The organism is Sulfurimonas sp. (assembly GCF_023228785.1).
GTDB lineage: Bacteria > Campylobacterota > Campylobacteria > Campylobacterales > Sulfurimonadaceae > Sulfurimonas.
The window spans coordinates 11,417-27,798 of sequence record NZ_JALOAN010000030.1 but is presented as its reverse complement, the minus strand read 5'-3'; the positions used below and the strand labels follow the sequence as shown (position 1 = coordinate 27,798).

11 protein-coding genes are annotated in these 16,382 nt (G+C 34.7%); 6 read left to right on the top strand and 5 right to left on the bottom strand.

Features of this window, described 5'->3' with window-relative positions; genetic code table 11:
- Positions 1 to 35 precede the first annotated feature (35 nt).
- The 4 genes from M0Q24_RS08505 to M0Q24_RS08490 are packed head-to-tail and all read left to right on the top strand — an operon-like array spanning position 36 to position 7,432.
- Positions 36 to 233: an SHOCT domain-containing protein gene (locus M0Q24_RS08505; RefSeq protein ID WP_295049632.1), complete on the top strand. Its 198-nt coding sequence runs from the start codon at positions 36 to 38 to the stop codon at positions 231 to 233.
- Positions 234 to 243: 10 nt separating this feature from the next.
- Positions 244 to 2,514 (top strand): copper-translocating P-type ATPase, encoded by a 2,271-nt coding sequence (locus M0Q24_RS08500; protein WP_295049630.1) that lies wholly within the window; start codon positions 244 to 246, stop codon positions 2,512 to 2,514.
- Positions 2,515 to 2,573: 59 nt separating this feature from the next.
- A complete protein-coding gene (gene pepN / locus M0Q24_RS08495) occupies positions 2,574 to 5,141 on the top strand; it encodes an aminopeptidase N (protein ID WP_295049627.1) in 2,568 nt (855 codons plus the stop codon).
- A gap of 8 nt (positions 5,142 to 5,149) precedes the next feature.
- Positions 5,150 to 7,432 (top strand): ATP-binding protein, encoded by a 2,283-nt coding sequence (locus M0Q24_RS08490; RefSeq protein ID WP_295049624.1) that lies wholly within the window; start codon positions 5,150 to 5,152, stop codon positions 7,430 to 7,432.
- 8 nt (positions 7,433 to 7,440) lie between these two features.
- Here M0Q24_RS08490 and M0Q24_RS08485 read toward each other — a convergent pair whose 3' ends face one another.
- Together M0Q24_RS08485 and M0Q24_RS08480 are read right to left on the bottom strand one after the other, a co-directional pair.
- On the bottom strand, positions 7,441 to 8,190 hold the full coding sequence (locus M0Q24_RS08485) for a response regulator (RefSeq protein ID WP_295049622.1): 750 nt from the start codon (positions 8,188 to 8,190) through the stop codon (positions 7,441 to 7,443).
- 245 nt (positions 8,191 to 8,435) lie between these two features.
- Positions 8,436 to 8,738 carry a hypothetical protein gene (locus M0Q24_RS08480; RefSeq protein ID WP_295049619.1) on the bottom strand — a complete coding sequence of 101 codons (303 nt, stop codon included), beginning with the start codon at positions 8,736 to 8,738 and terminating at the stop codon, positions 8,436 to 8,438.
- A 193-nt stretch (positions 8,739 to 8,931) separates the two neighbouring features.
- Here M0Q24_RS08480 and M0Q24_RS08475 point away from each other — a divergent pair, with 193 nt between their 5' ends.
- A complete protein-coding gene (locus M0Q24_RS08475; protein ID WP_295049616.1) occupies positions 8,932 to 9,315 on the top strand; it encodes a PAS domain-containing protein in 384 nt (127 codons plus the stop codon).
- Between the two features lie 7 nt (positions 9,316 to 9,322).
- Positions 9,323 to 10,441, top strand: a complete 1,119-nt coding sequence (locus M0Q24_RS08470) for a methyl-accepting chemotaxis protein (RefSeq protein WP_295049614.1) — start codon at positions 9,323 to 9,325, stop codon at positions 10,439 to 10,441.
- Positions 10,442 to 10,478: 37 nt separating this feature from the next.
- Here the strand turns inward: M0Q24_RS08470 and putP are convergent, their stop codons facing one another.
- The 3 genes from putP to M0Q24_RS08455 are packed head-to-tail and all read right to left on the bottom strand — an operon-like array spanning position 10,479 to position 16,357.
- Complete coding sequence (gene putP / locus M0Q24_RS08465) at positions 10,479 to 11,945, bottom strand: sodium/proline symporter PutP (protein ID WP_295049611.1); 1,467 nt, start codon at positions 11,943 to 11,945, stop codon at positions 10,479 to 10,481.
- Complete coding sequence (locus tag M0Q24_RS08460; RefSeq protein WP_295049609.1) at positions 11,946 to 15,506, bottom strand: bifunctional proline dehydrogenase/L-glutamate gamma-semialdehyde dehydrogenase; 3,561 nt, start codon at positions 15,504 to 15,506, stop codon at positions 11,946 to 11,948. It abuts the gene before it with no gap.
- On the bottom strand, positions 15,503 to 16,357 hold the full coding sequence (locus M0Q24_RS08455) for a tetratricopeptide repeat protein (protein ID WP_295049606.1): 855 nt from the start codon (positions 16,355 to 16,357) through the stop codon (positions 15,503 to 15,505). The genes M0Q24_RS08460 and M0Q24_RS08455 overlap by 4 nt, the downstream gene beginning before the upstream one ends.
- Between the last annotated feature and the right edge of the window lie 25 nt (positions 16,358 to 16,382).

Here is a 16,382-nt window from a genome sequence, read left to right as displayed (position 1 = left end):
GGTTTTAGTTAGTAAAACATATAAAGGAGTTCGTTATGGGTGATTATGGAATGGGTGGACTTGGAATGTGGTTAGGTTGGTTGATACCATTACTCTTTATTGGAGCATTGATATACTTTATGAATGTTAATAAAAAAAGGGATTTATCAGCTAGAGATATTCTTGATCAAAGATATGCAAAGGGTGAGATTTCTGAAGAAGAGTATAAGGCTAAGAGAGACGCTATAAAGTAGGAGGTGAGTTATGAGTCAAGAGATAAAAGAGTGTTGTCAGGTGGATTATTCTAAAAAACAAGATGATATTTATACTTGTCCTATGCATCCAGAAGTTCGTCAAAATGCCCCAGGATCTTGTCCAAAATGTGGAATGGCGTTAGAGAGAGAGGTTAAAGCTCTAAGCTCTACAAAGTACACCTGTCCAATGCATCCAGAGATTATACAAGATAGTCCTGGAAGCTGTCCTAAGTGTGGAATGGCACTAGAGCCTATGGTAGCCCAGATAGAAGAAGACACAGATGAACTTGACTATATGAGCAGGAGATTTTGGATTAGTTTAGCCCTATCTATCCCCGTTTTTGTTGTCTCAATGACAAGTGATTTAGCACCAGAACTTCTGCCTAGCACTATCTCGATGTTAAGCATCCAATGGTTTCTTTTTGTTCTTGCGACTCCAGTAGTTCTTTGGGGCGGTTGGCCTTTTTTTGTAAGAGGATACAACTCCATAAGAACATGGAACTTAAATATGTTCACACTTATCGCCATTGGTGTGAGTGCTGCATATATCTATAGTCTCTTTGCACTATTTCTGCCAAGCTTATTTCCGCCTCTTATGCAGACTGAAGATGGCTTAGTTCATGTCTATTTTGAAGCGGCAGCTGTTATTACAACTTTGGTTTTGTTAGGACAAGTTTTAGAGTTAAAAGCTAGAAGTAAAACAAATAGTGCGATTAAAACACTCTTAAATCTTGCACCAAACAATGCTCACCGCATAAACGAAGATGCAAGCGAAGAAGATATTAGTCTTGAGTTTATTCATGTTGGGGATAAGCTTAGGATTAAACCGGGCGAGAAAATCCCTGTAGATGGAGTAGTTTTAGAAGGAAGTAGTAATCTTGATGAGTCCATGATAACCGGAGAGCCTATTCTTGTATCAAAAACCAAAGGCGATCAGCTTATAGGGGCTACTTTAAATGAAAATGGCACTCTAATTATGCAGGCGCAAAAGGTTGGTAGTGATACTATGCTTGCTCAAATAGTAGAGATGGTATCAAAAGCCCAACGCTCACGCGCGCCTATTCAGCAACTTGCAGATAAGGTCTCTAGCTACTTTGTTCCAGCGGTTGTGATAGCTGCGATATTAGCATTTTTTGTTTGGTATATCTTTGGACCTGAACCTCGTTTGGCTTATGCTATTGTATCTGCAGTAGCGGTTTTGATCATCGCTTGTCCATGTGCCCTAGGACTAGCCACTCCAATATCTATAATGGTAGGAACTGGTAGAGCCGCACTCTCTGGAGTTTTGATAAAAGATGCAAAAACACTAGAGACTATGGAGAGAGTTGATACTCTTATCGTTGATAAAACAGGTACTTTGACACTTGGAAAACCAAAAGTTACAAGCTTTTTAGTAGAAGATGGTTTTGATGAGATGAGCATTTTAAAATACGCTGCAAGTTTGGAGCGAGTTAGTGAGCATCCTTTAGCACAAGCAGTAGTTGAGTATGCTAAAGATAGTGATGTAGAGCTAGGTGAAGTTCTAAACTTTAAATCTACTACTGGAAAAGGCATCGAGGGTGAGATACAAAACAAAAAAGTTGCACTTGGAAGTGAGAGCTTCTTAGAGAGTTTAGGAGTATCTACTCAAAACATCACAAAAGAAGCAGATGCTTTGCGAGAAGAGGGCAAAGGTGTTATTTTTATGGCTGTAGATGCTAAGTTTTGCGCCATTTTAGGGATTGAAGATCCCATAAAAGCTACGAGTGAAGAGGCTATAAAAGAGCTTATAAAAGAGGGCCTTAGAGTTGTTTTGATAAGTGGAGACAATGAAACAACAGCTAGAGCAGTTGCTAAAAAACTCGGCATCAATGAAGTCCACGCTGGCATCATGCCTGATGGCAAAGCAAAAATAGTTAAAGAGTTACAAGAAAAAGGTGCAGTTGTGGCAATGGCAGGAGATGGCATAAATGACGCACCTGCATTAGCACAAGCTGATGTTGGTATCGCTATGGGTACAGGAACTGATGTAGCAATTGAGAGTGCTGGCATCACTCTTATAAAAGGCGATTTGCTCTCAATCTTAAAAGTTCTGAAACTAAGCCGTGCTACTATGAAAAATATCAGACAAAATCTCTTTTTTGCCTTTGTTTACAACAGTGCAGGTGTTCCAATAGCAGCAGGAGTTCTTTACCCATACTTTGGGATCTTACTATCGCCTGTTATTGCAGCGGCTGCGATGAGTTTTAGTTCAGTCTCTGTTATAGTGAATGCACTGCGCCTAAAAAATACAAAAATATAGGACTCATTTATATCTAAAACTCTTATGCTATTATTACTCTAAAAATAAAAAGAGAAGCGATGAGTGATATGAATACAATTTATCTAAAAGATTATAAAGAGTGTGGGTTTGAAGTAGAGAGTTGTGAGCTCTGCTTTGAACTTTTTGAAGAGTTCGTAGTTGTTACAAACATAATGAAGATAAAAAAGAAAGATGCTCAAGAAAAGCATATAGAGCTAGATTCAATGGACTTAGATCTTCTAGAGATCTATCTAAATGACTTGAGATTAAACGATAGTCGCTACGATATAAAAGAAGAGAGTTTTACCGTTTTTAATGTTCCAAACTCATTTTCATTAAAGATACAAAACAGACTCTATCCACAAAATAACAGTGAACTAGAAGGACTCTACAAGTCTGGATCTATCTTTTGTACACAAAACGAGCCAGAGGGATTTAGAAGGATAACTCCATACTTAGACCGCCCAGACATTATGAGCGTATTTACTACTACAATCGTGGCAGATAAAGAGAAATATCCCGTACTTTTAGGTAATGGAAATAAGCAAAGCTCTCATGACTTAGCAGATGCAAGACATGAGGTTACTTGGTTTGATCCACATCCAAAACCATCATACCTTTTTGCTATTGTTGCGGGAGATCTAGGTCTTATAAGTGACGAATTTACAACCGCTTCAAAAGAAAAGGTTGAGCTAAATATCTACTGTGACAAGGGCGCTGAATCAAAATGTTTTTTTGCGATGAAGTCACTTAAAGATGCGATGATTTGGGATGAGCAAAAGTATGGTAGAGAGTATGATTTAGATGTATATAACATCGTAGCAGTCGATAGTTTCAATATGGGAGCTATGGAGAACAAGGGCTTAAATATCTTCAATTCTCACTATGTTTTAGCAGATGAAGATAAGGCTACAGATGCTGACTTTATGGGAATTCAAAGTGTTATAGCTCATGAATATTTTCATAACTGGACGGGCAACCGCATCACTTGTCGTGACTGGTTTGAGCTAACTCTAAAAGAGGGACTTACAGTTTTTCGCGACCAATGTTTCTCAGCAGATCTAAACTCACAAGAAGTCCAGCGAATCGAAGATGTAAAGGGTTTAAGAGAGAGACAGTTTGTAGAAGATGCCTCGCCTATGGCTCATCCCATCCAACCTGATTCTTATATCTCTATCAACAACTTCTACACTTCAACAGTCTATGAAAAAGGTGCAGAAGTTATTAGGATGATACACACTCTTTTGGGTGAGAAGAAGTTTCGTGAGGCGATGGATCTATACTTTGAGTCCTTTGATGGGCAAGCAGTAAGAACTGATGATTTTTTATGGGCTATGAGTGAAGTTGACAAAGATGGCAGAGTTGATTTTGCTCAGTTTAAGAGATGGTATCACCAATCGGGCACGCCAAGCTTAGAAGTAAAAGAGAGCTTTAACGATGGAGTTTATAAGCTAGATCTCAAACAAGTTATACCAAACAAGGTTGATGGGACTAAACAAGAGCCTTTTTACTTTCCGCTTAAAATTGGACTTATTGGATCTCATGCTCAGGAGATAAAAGAAGAAACACTTATAGTCTCAAAAGAAGTACAAGAGTTCGTCTTTGATGGCTTTAGTGAGAAACCTTACCTCTCAATTAACCGTGCTTTTAGTGCACCAATTATTATAAAACAAGAAAAAAATGAATATGCATTTTTAATGAAACATGACAAAGATAGCTTTGTAAGATATGAATCAGCTCAATCTTTTGCAACTGTTACAATAGAAAAATTGATGGAGAGTGCAGAGCTTGATACAGAGTTTTTAAACTCTTTTGGCTACATTTTAGATCTAGACGTCGAACTTTCATACAAAGCTCTTTTACTTGATCTTCCATCTATCTCAAGTCTTATGCAAAGACAAAAGGTAGTTGATTTTGCTCCTATATATTTGGCTTGTGAGAGACTTGAACGTGAGGTTGCAACAGAGTACAAAGAGAAGCTTCTAGATCTTTATAAACTTTATCATAAACCTAAAAACAGAGATCTTGATGCTATAAGCGTTGGAGAGAGAGCTTTAAAAAATAGAGCTTTGAGAATATTATCAAGCCTAGAGAGTAAAGAGATTATAGATCTAGCATATAAACAATACCAAGAGTCATCTACAATGAGCGATAGAATTGTGGCTCTTGATGTGTTAGAGAATATCACAAGTCATGAAGGTGAACTCGCATTGGGCGACTTTTATGCAAGATATAAAGAAGATACTTTAGTTATGAACAAATATTTCTCAATCATATCAGCATCGCAGAGGGAGGGAACTCTACTTCGCGTTATAGCGTCACAAGATGATGAGGTTTATGATAAAAAAGTTCCAAACTTAGTTCGCTCTCTTGTTGGAGTTTTTGCTAGAAACTACAAATATTTTCACTCCAATGATGGATCTGGATATAGTTTTGTAGCAGATAAAATATTAGAAATAGACAAAATAAATGCACAGATGGCATCAGGGCTTGCTTCTGCTTTTAAGATTTACGATAGATTGAACTCTCATAGTAAAAGCCTTATGAGACAAGAGTTGCTAAGAGTGCTTGATACTCCAAATCTATCAAAAAATACTTATGAGATAGTTAGCAAGATTTTAAAATAGGCAATAAGATGAAAATAAAGATACCAAACTTATATAAATCACAAGAAATATTTGTAAATTCGAAAGAACAAATACTTGTACAATGGCTCTCTTATGAGTCCCCACAACAGATTTTAGAGTTACATAAGATAGATAAAGAGTTTTTCTTACAAGAGTATGCTAGTGGTGTATTTGACTACTTTATGGGAGTTATTGTAGGAGATTTAAAGATAGGAAACTGCCCTATTATGAAAGGACTTTTAAGTTATCTAAAAGATAGAGAGATTAGTGCAGATGAACTTTTTGAGATTTGTAGTCATTTTCGTCACTCAATGATAGAGTTTTCTTATGATAAAGGACTCGATTCAAAAGAGATGTCAAGTGAAATCTCTTTTGTTTTTGATAAAAATTTTAGAGGAATCTTAAAGTATTACACAGATACTATTTTTGAAAAACTTATAGCTGCAAGACAAAAAGCAGATAATGCATCACAAGCAAAGGAGTACTTTTTATCAAATATGTCACATGAAATAAGGACTCCACTAAATGCTATACTTGGCTTTGTTAACCTTCTTATAGATGAAGATGTTTCAAAAAAGCATAGAAATTATCTCGAAATCATCTTAAATAGTGGTGAAAATCTTCTTTGTATAATAAATGATATTTTAGACTTCTCAAAACTAAGAAGTGGAGAGTTTATAATAGAACCTAAGATCTTTTCACTTCATGATGAAATTAGTCACACAATGGAGCTTTTTGTTGCAAGTGCAAATGTGAAAAATATCACAATAACTTCTTTTATAGATCCTCATATTCCCAAAGAACTCTACGCTGACGCACTTAGAATGAAACAAGTACTTTCTAACTTTTTAAGTAACGCTATAAAGTTTACAAATGTAGGCGGACATATAAGTGTTGAGTCTTTTTGTAAAAATGGCATCTTAAGTATTAGTGTAAGTGATAGTGGTATAGGTATAGCAAAAGAAGATGTAGAAAATATCTTTCTAGCCTTTGCTCAAGCACAGCATTGTGAGCTAAAAAACTCAACAGGTGGAACAGGGTTGGGTCTTTCTATCTGTCATCAATTAGCCCAACATATGCAAGGAAGCGTTGATGTTGAGTCTATTTATGGAGTTGGAAGTAAGTTCACTTTATCGATCCCAATAGAAGCCAAAAGTTCACTATGTCCACTCTTTGAAGATGTAAGTGAGTTTAGAGCTCTTAAGATTGCAGTCTGTTCAAGAGAGAGTAAAAACGCATATAAAGAGAACTCCTTTTTGAGATATGCGGATGCTTTTAAAATGAACACAAAAAAAATAAACTCCATAGATGAAGAGTTTGATATAGCTCTTTTTGTACAAGAAGATGTAGATAAAGAGTTTATACAAATGGCTATAAATTCACAGAAAAAATTTATAGTATTAGTGAATGAGCCAAATGATGATTATGATAAATATGACAACATAACTTCGATTAGCTTTCCACTCTATTGTTCTAAAATAAGAGGTGCTTTTGATGAAGTATTAAATCCATATTCATACACACCACACAAAAAACACTCCAACATAAAGTTCAAAGGTCACATCTTAGTAGCTGAAGACAACGAAGCAAATCAAGAGCTTATAAAGATACTTTTAGAGAAGTATTCTCTAAGTTATGACATAGCAAAAAATGGGCTAGAAGCACTTGAGTTATACAAAAAAAATAATTATGACCTGATACTAATGGATGAACAAATGCCACTTATGGATGGAAATGAAGCTGTGAAACAGATATCCATTTATGAAAAGAAAAGAGGACTAAAGCATACTCCAGTCTCAGCGTTGACTGCAAATGTAATTAAGGGAGCAATGGAGAGAGGGCTTCTTAGTGGATTTGACTCATTTTTAGGCAAGCCAATCATTTTAAAAGAGCTTGAGAGAGTTTTCAAACTCTACCTAAAAGAGGAAAAATTTGTAGAGACTAAAGCACCAAGTGGATTTAATGAGAGTATAGTAGGATTAGATGCTAAAAAATTAAAAGAAGAGTTAAAGCTAAATGAAGATGAACTCATCTTGCTTCTTACTCTTTTTATCAAAAAAATGAAAAAACAGTTGCCAAAACTTCAAGCTGCAATAGAAACAAAAGATTATAAAGAAATTGCACTAAATGCTCATTCTATAAAAGGATCTAGTGGAAACTTTAGGATTGATGCACTTCAGAAAAATGCTAGTGAAATGGAAAAAAAAGCAAAAGCCCAAGATAGCGCGTATAACTATGAAGGAGTTTTTATGGAGATAAAAGAGAGGGTTCAGCAGATAAATATTGTTTAAGGGAGTGGCTACCCTTCGATGTAGTAGCCTATACCAGAAGCATTCTTGATAATGTCAGTCTCAAGTTTGTTTCTCAACCTCCAAACTAGAGTTCGTACGCTATTTTCAGTAGCTCCATTTTCATCCCAAACATATTTCATAGCTTGCTCAAAGCTCACTACAATTCCTAGCTGAGCTACTAAAAGACGCAAAAATGCATTCTCTTTTTTTGTTAGTTTTATTTTAGTGTCGTTATAAAAAGTCTCACAAATACTTATATCAAGATGATAGTTTTCTCCAAAACAAACTATGGGCTTGTCTGCTGATCTTCTTGCATATAGTAATTTTTCTAAGTTTAACTTATCTACCTTTAGTGAGTCTAAGTTATTTTTTCTCTCATTTTCCATCTCATACTTAAAGATAGCCATTTGGATAGTTGCATGAAGAGAGTTTGGATCAAAAGGCTTGACAATGTAACCATATGGTTCTGTGAGTTTTGCTTGAGAGATTATTTCATCATCACTGTATGAAGTTAAATAAATAAAAGGGATGTTGAATTTTTGGCGTACGTCTTTTGCTAATTCTATCCCATCATTGCTCTCATCAAGAGAGATGTCTATAATGACGATATCTGGATTGTATTGTTCAATTTTTTGTATTGCATCAATAGAATTATCACATACCGCTAGAACTTGATAGCCATGTTTTTGAAGTGATAAACTCAAGTTAAGTGCTGTAATTTCATCATCTTCTACAACGATGATACTATGCTTAGTCATATAAAAAACCCTTTAATATAAAATAGTAACTATTTTGTGATAAATTTGGTCTTATTATAATATAACTATTTTTTAATTACAATAGATTATGAAAGAAAGGGCTATTCTTTAAGCTTTTTACTCTATAAAAGTAATTGAATGCTCTGAAGAATTATCAAATTGGATCCTGAATCAAGTTCAGGATGACGCATCTTTTGTCATTTATTACTTGACACTGAATCTAGTTTATAGATTAGAGGGTTCAATTAGCTAACTTTAAGAGTGTCTTTTAAAATATTGTACTCTTCTTTATTGATAGCGCCTTTATCTAGTTTGTTTGAGAGTTCTTGAAGCGATGCATCTTTTCCTATGATCTTAACAATAGAACTATTTAAAAAAGTATCAACAAGTTCCCTTTTTTTAACAGCTTCTTTTCTTTCTTCTAATGAGTGTTCATCTTCAAACTTTTTAGCACCTTTCTTTGTAATAAAGTAAGAGATAAGAAACATAAGTCCAAATAGAGATAAGAATAGTATGGCTTGAATAAGTATGATGTTTTGGTCTTGCATAATATTTCTCCTTGTTTTAATTATAGTCATATTATGACAAATTCATATTAAATTAACTAATAAGTTACAATTTGAATCTATAATTTAAACTAAAAAAAAGAGATGCCAACATTTTTGAATATATAAGAATAAATTACGATTTATTTGATATAGTATATAGAGTAAATTAAATTCACACAAAGAAAGAGGATTCATGCAAGAATATAAACTAAAAAATGATGATTTTTTGGTCTCTCAAACAGATGAGAAAGGCGTTATATTATTTGCAAACGACGACTTTTGCAAAATTGCTGGGTATGCTATTGATGAAATAGTAGGTAAGCCACACAATGTGGTGAGACATCCAGATATGCCAAAGGCAGCTTTTAAAGATTTATGGAGTACTGTTAAGTCTGGAAAAGTTTGGGATGGTTATGTGAAAAATAAAACAAAAGATGGCGGTTTTTACTGGGTATATGCTACAGTTTATCCTATGATTGACGCAGTTACAAAAAAAACTAGATATATGTCGTGTAGGAGAAAACCTTCCAAAGAAGAGATCGAGAGTGCAGAAGCACTTTACAAAACATTAAGATAGGAAAGATATGAACGATACACAAAAAATAGTAATAATTTCTATAGGTTTCGTAGTATTAATTGCATCTCTATTTCTAACTAATTCAAATATTGTTCAGGCAGTTTTAGCCCTTATATTGTTTGGAGTTAGTATTGCATTAATTACTAAAAGCAACTCTCAAAATAATAGTCTTAATATAAAAAGATTGCATTTAATAGAGCTAATGGAATTTAAAAGGAACAGAGTTGAGATCAATTTAAACACTAGTGATGAAGGAGAAAAAAACTTCAATAAAATTGTAACTACTTATCAAAGTACGATACTAGATGATACAAGAGTAGCTGGAGAGATGGTTTTACTAGCTGATAAAGTATCAAGAGGACATTTTTCTTGCAGAGTAGATGCTGATACTAAAACACCATATGTCCATGTTCTTAGAAATAGCATGAACAATATGCTCTATGCATCAGAGAGAAATCTTGATAATGCTATTACGACTCTAAAAAACTATGCAAATGGAGACTTTACTTCAAGAAGTAAGGTGGATGTTGAGGCTAAAATGGCTGACTTGTTGAACAATGTAAATTTTTTAGGTCAAGCCTTGCAAGATATGGAACAAAAAAATGTAGATACGCAGACACAAATAATGCAAACATCTACTAAGCTAAATGAGACAATTGCTGATATAACAGATACGACAATTATAGAGCTTAAAGATATGATATATGCAGCCGTAAATCGTATTCATAGTGTTTCTCAAAAAGAAAATGAGATGGTTGAAAATCTTGGACATCTAGTTTCAAGTGCAAATGAAACTAAAGATATTTTATCTAACATCGCTGAGATAGCAGAACAGACAAACCTTCTTGCACTTAATGCGGCGATTGAAGCGGCCCGTGCGGGTGAGCATGGTCGAGGTTTTGCAGTTGTAGCCGATGAAGTGAGAAAGCTAGCAGAGAGAACTCAAAAGTCACTAGCAGAGACATCTGCTACTACAAATGTTCTTATACAGTCAATTAGTGAGAGTTCAGATGCGCTTAACTTAAACGCTAATGAGGTAAATGACATATCTGATGAAGTAAGTCTTATCAGCGATAAAATGGACGATATTATTAAGACTTTAAATAAACTTGCACATAGTAAATAAGAGTTTTAAAACTCTTATTTAGCATACCTAAAAGCTACTATTTTAATTTATCTTGCACCTCTTGAAATATCTTTTTAGATTCATCTGAAGCACGCTCACCAACTCTACTAAACACTAAAATAGCAATCCAAGCTAGGATAAATCCAGGAAGAAGCTCATATATATCAAATATGCCACCTTCAAGATTTTTATAGATGATAACAGTTAAAGATCCAACTATCATTCCTGCTATTGCTCCAGTTCTTGTGATATTTTGGTTGTAAAGAGACAAGATGATAAGCGGTCCAAAAGCTGCACCAAAACCAGCCCAAGCGTAAGATACAAGCTGTAATACACTGGAATTTTCATCCGTTGATATATACCAAGCGATGACAGCAATTACAATAACCGTAGCACGACCAACCCAAACAAGTTCTTTATCACTTGCATCTTTTCTAAGAATTGCATGATAGATATCTCTTGTCAAAACAGAAGATGATACTAGAAGTTGAGAATCAATAGTGCTCATAATAGCAGCTAATATTGCAGCGAGCAGGAATCCTGCAATCCAAGGACTGAAAAGGAGTTGCGATAGAGTTATAAAAATCTTCTCACTATCTTGTAAGTCAACTCCATTTGCTATAACATATACAAAACCAAAAAATCCAACAGCTAGTGAGCCAACTATTGAGAGCCCCATCCAAGTCATACCAATTGCTTTTGCACGATGCATTTCATCTTCTTCTTTGATGGACATAAAACGTACTAAGATGTGAGGCTGACCAAAATATCCAAGCCCCCAAGCAAGAAGTGAGATAATTCCAATGAGTGAACTACCCCTTAAGATATCTAGCATTTTTGCTTCGTGAAGATTTATAATTTTTATAGCTTCACTAACCCCACCAATATCATATAAAACAACTATAGGAGTAATTACAAGAGCTAACATCATAAGTATACCTTGAATGAAATCAGTCCAGCTAACAGCATTGTATCCACCTAAAAATGTGTAAGATACAATGATAACACTACCGACTATCAAAGCGCTTGAGTACTCTAGATTAAAGGTAGCTTCAAAAAGCTTAGCTCCACCTACGAGTCCTGAAGATGTATATAGAGTGTAGAAAACTAAAATAACAATAGCAGTAATAATTCTTAAAGTATTTTTATTATCTTTAAATCTGTTTGAGAAATAATCAGGAATAGTAATAGCATCATGAAGATAGTGAGTATAAACACGAAGTGGTTTTGCAACATAGTGCCAGTTTAAAAAAGCACCAATAAATAGACCAACTGCGATCCAACTACCAACTAAACCTTGGCTATACATCATCCCAGGAAGTCCTAAAAGAAGCCAGCCACTCATATCTGATGCACCAGCACTTAGAGCTGTAACACCTGGACCTAAACCTCTACCACCCAAAACATAATCACTTAAATCATCAGTTTTAAAGTAAAAGTAAAAACCTATACCTACCATCGCTAACATATATATTGAGAATGAAATTAAAAGTGGCGCTTCCATTTACTTATCCTCCTTATTTGTAAGACTTTTTAGTCCTAAATTTCCATATCTGTGATAACTGTGAGAGATACTTTGCTCTAAAAAATAGTGCATAAGTTCTACTCTAGCATGAGCTATAAAAGGTTCACTTGCTATATGTTTTGCATCTTTTGCCATCTCTATATAAAATTCTTCTTCAATGTTATCTTTGCTTAGGTATCTAACTCTTTGTGAGTCTTTCATGGACTCTATGGATTCTTCTAAAGATTCATTTATTAGTGAATCATTATCATCAAGTAAGAAATCTTTTTTACCCATCAGCCACAATAGCTCATGTGAGTCTATCTTCTTTGGAAGAGAGACGTGAAGATTTACCCCAGACATTTTCGCAGCTGCTATGGAGCAAAGTACTTCATATAGTGAGTCATCACTACTTATAACTAGTGTCATTTTTTTAACATTTAAGTATCTGATGATGTTGCTTTCACCTCTAATATTGGCATAGTCATGTTCCTCTAAAAACTCACTCTTTAGGTAGTAAGCAAAAGATCCAAGTGTCTTGATAGTTCTCTTTAAAATATCCTTGTAAGTCTCTTCATCTTTTAAAAGTTCTTGAAAATTTTTCAAATATGGATGCGAAGCTGATTTATCTTCTTTTGTTACTTCATATGAGATATTTAAAAACTGAGACACATAGTTAAATCCACCTGCTTTTTTGCCACTTCCTATGGCTGATTTGCCCATGCCCCCAAAGGGCTGTCTGATAACTATAGCTCCCGTTGTCATGCGGTTTATATAGAGGTTTCCAGCTAAAATGCCATCTTTAAATCTCTCAACTTCTCTCTCATCAAGAGACTCAATCCCAGAAGTTAAACCATATCCAGTTGAGTTTACTATATCTATAGCATCATCGAGATCCTCAGCACACATAACACTTAAAACTGGACCAAAAAGCTCATTCATATGACAAAAATCACCTCTTTTTGTTCCCCATCTTATAGAAGGTCTCAACATATAAGGGTTTCCATTTTGTGCGTAACTAGGAGTTATAAGCCACTCTTCACCATTATCTAAATACTCTAGTGCGTGTCTTAAGTTACCTGATGGGATATTTACTAATGAGCTGATTTTGTTTTGTAGATCCCAGACTGAACCAACATTTAAAGAAAGAGTTGCATCTACGAGCATTTTCTTAAACTCCTCGTCTTCGTAAAGTTCTCTCTCTAACACTAAGAGTGAAGTAGCTGAACACTTTTGTCCGGAGTTGTTAAATGCAGATCCTAATACATTTTTAATAGCTTGATCTCTATCACATAAAGCTGTAGCTATTGTTGCGTCTTTACCTCCTGTCTCAGCACTTAAGTGAATGTTAGGACGCTCAGTTAGCAAGTTATAAGCAGTGTTTTCACTTCCTGTAAATATAACAAAATCAATATCTTCGCTTTTAGCTAAAAACTCTCCAGCTAAAGCTCCCTCGGTTGGAGTAAATTGTAAAGTATTTTTGCTAACTCCAGCGTCCCAAAAACACTTACAAAGTAAATATCCACAAAGCACAGCATCTGAAGATGGTTTTAGTATGACTCTATTTCCAGTTGCAAGAGATGCTGCAATTCCTCCTGCTGCTATGGCTATTGGAAAGTTCCAAGGACTTATGACTAAGCCAACACCTTTTTCTTCTAGTTTTACACCATCAAGCTCACTTAATTTTTTAGCGCTATATGGATAAAAATTTAAAAAGTCTATCGCTTCTGAGACTTCAACATCAGTCTCACTAAAGACTTTGCCAAGCTCAGCTGCTGCCATTCCTATAAGTTCACCTCTGTTTTTTCTAAACTCATTGGCTACTCTCATAAGAACTTCTGATCTTTGTGCTAAAGTGAGTTTACTCCAGCCATCTTTATCAATTTTTGCGACTGCTATGGCTTTTTTTAACTCATCTTCCCCAGCCATAAAACATCTACCTAAAATCACATTTTGACTAAATTGTGACTTGTCCATAACCTCTTTTATTTCTTCGCTCTCACGCTCTTTACCATCTATTACCATATAGGCATTTAAAGGTTTGTCTTTTGAGATATCTTTATATTTGTCTCTTATTTTGTTTGCCCAGATCTGGTTTTGTGGGAGAGTAAAGTCCGTATCGCTCTCATTTTTAAAAACATAATTTTCAATACTCTCTTCACTCTTAAAAGTTTCTGTGTTTCTGTTTTGAGATCTATAAGGCTCTAATGGAAGTGAGTCTAGTGCTTTAAGAGAGTCATCATAACTACTAAGTAAAATATCCCAAGCCTCACTCTCTACTTCAAGAGAAAAACTATGTCTGAGAAAATTTTGCTCTGCTGTGTTTTCATCAAAGCGTCTCACAAGATAAGCAATAGCATTTGTAAATGTTTTTGAAGTTGCAGTTGGAGCATAAAGAACAACCTCAATATCTTCTTGTTTGAGAATATGATAAGCCGTCTCACTCATTCCCTCTAACATCTCAGCACTAAAAGAGTCTAACACCCCTCTTTGTTTTGCAAGAATATATCCAAGTGCCAAATCAAAAAGGTTATGAGATGCAAGTCCAGTATGAATGTAAGGGGAGACTTCTTTACTTATAAGAAAATCCATTAGTAACTTAAAGTTTGCATCGCTTTGTGCTTTATTTAAGTAAGTTACACACTCCCAACCACGAAGTGAGGCTTCTGTCTTTTCCATCTCTTGATTTGCACCTTTTACAAGTCTGACCTTTATACTAGCTCCACCATCATCAACTCTCTTTTTCGCCCATTCATATAGTCTTTTTAAGTGAGTTATAGTCTCTGGAATATATGTTTGAAGAACAATTCCAGCATGGAGATTTTTAAACTCTTCAAGTGAGAGGGTCTTGATAAAAACATCCATAGTTAGGTTTATATCTTTATACTCTTCCATATCTAGGTTTATAAATTTTGAATCATTTTTTTGTGCGGCTCTAAAAATATCTTGGAGCTTTAAAGAGATCTGCTCTACACTCCACTCATGTGCAAGAGGATTTATTTGTGAAAATATTGTAGAGATTTTTATAGAGACATAGTCTATATTTGGATTCTCAAGTGCAGTTATGTATTTTAAAACTCTTGTCTTTGCTTCATCTTCGCCTAGAACAGCCTCGCCAATTATGTTGATATTTACTCTAGTCTTCTCTTTAAGTCGTTTTTGAAGATGTGCATTTAGAGATCTATCTTCGCCTTTAATGACAATGTTTTTTATATCGCCTCTTAGATAAGTGATAAAAAGTGGAACTGAAATAGCTGGTAAGTAGATGCCAAGATTGCGAAAGAGCCAAACTAATAGTTGTTCAAACTCCGTAAAAAAAGTTGTGTTGTTATACTTGTTAAAGATATATTCTAACTGATCTGCTATGCGGTTATTGTCATGTGATCTAAAGCTTTGATCTAGCAGTTCTATAAGAAATATCTTATTTTTTGGGTCACTTAAGAGTCGATTCATAATTGCATGAAATTTCTTCTCGGAGCGAATTCTATTTTTAGCAATGTCTCTTTGCCATGATGTAGCAAGCGATTTTGCTTCATTAAAAGTTCTTTTGTCTATATTCATATAGTTGCTCCTCTTTCTATTTGTGATAGTATTTGTCTAAACTCTTTTGTATCTTTTATGTCACTAAATGATGTTTCATTTTCTACATCATCTTTTAGATTTGGAGATTTTTGTAAGGCTAATTCTAAGTCACTTATAGCTTCTCCTAAGTTTCCAAGCTCTGCGTTTGCACAAGAGCGTTGCCAGTAAGCATATCCGTAACTATCATCTATCTCTATAGCTTTGTTACTAAGGTTTAGTGCCCACTCATACTCATCTATCTCTAAAACTGCATCAGCCTTGTAAGCATAAACTTCAGCATCGTTGTTGTTTAGTTTGATAATTTCATCGTAGATGTCTATTCTTGATTGTGGATTTGTCTCTAGGTTTGAACGCATCCATAGGGAGTGGATAAATTGGGTGTTGTAGATCTTATTTTGATTTTCAAGTATTCGCTTAGATTGCTCAGTAAGTGTATCTTGAAGCGAATCTAATTTTTCGTTGTATTTTTGAGTTATTTGCTCAACTCTTGCTTCTACAATGTCTTCAGTCTTCTTTTTAATATCTCTAAGAGAGTTCCAACCTGCAAAGATAAGGATCGAAGTTGCAGCTGCAATAAGATAAAAAATATTTCCTATAGTGTCCGTAATATATCTAGCAGATCTATCAGTTTGAGTGACTTCAGCTCTTGAAATTCTCTGTTCAACATCAGAGCGAAGTCTATGATGATCTATCCTTATCTCTTTTAACTCATCTAAGATATATCTCTCAATAAGTGGAGAATATAACTGTTTCTCAATCTTTTCATCTTTAATATCATTAGCAAAACTAAATACAATAAATATAGAAAAAAGTAATAAAAATATTTTCAAATAAAAACCTTTTTGTAATGTGAAA

What these genes read in the sequence shown, in the direction of transcription:
- M0Q24_RS08500 (WP_295049630.1), top strand. Translation starts at nt 244, where the DNA reads ATGAGTCAAGAGATAAAAGAGTGTTGTCAGGTGGATTATTCTAAAAAA.
- pepN (WP_295049627.1), top strand. Translation starts at nt 2,574, where the DNA reads ATGAGTGATATGAATACAATTTATCTAAAAGATTATAAAGAGTGTGGG.
- putP (WP_295049611.1), bottom strand. Translation starts at nt 11,945, where the DNA reads ATGGAAGCGCCACTTTTAATTTCATTCTCAATATATATGTTAGCGATG.
- M0Q24_RS08490 (WP_295049624.1), top strand. Translation starts at nt 5,150, where the DNA reads ATGAAAATAAAGATACCAAACTTATATAAATCACAAGAAATATTTGTA.
- M0Q24_RS08485 (WP_295049622.1), bottom strand. Translation starts at nt 8,190, where the DNA reads ATGACTAAGCATAGTATCATCGTTGTAGAAGATGATGAAATTACAGCA.
- M0Q24_RS08470 (WP_295049614.1), top strand. Translation starts at nt 9,323, where the DNA reads ATGAACGATACACAAAAAATAGTAATAATTTCTATAGGTTTCGTAGTA.
- M0Q24_RS08505 (WP_295049632.1), top strand. Translation starts at nt 36, where the DNA reads ATGGGTGATTATGGAATGGGTGGACTTGGAATGTGGTTAGGTTGGTTG.
- M0Q24_RS08460 (WP_295049609.1), bottom strand. Translation starts at nt 15,506, where the DNA reads ATGAATATAGACAAAAGAACTTTTAATGAAGCAAAATCGCTTGCTACA.
- M0Q24_RS08475 (WP_295049616.1), top strand. Translation starts at nt 8,932, where the DNA reads ATGCAAGAATATAAACTAAAAAATGATGATTTTTTGGTCTCTCAAACA.
- M0Q24_RS08480 (WP_295049619.1), bottom strand. Translation starts at nt 8,738, where the DNA reads ATGCAAGACCAAAACATCATACTTATTCAAGCCATACTATTCTTATCT.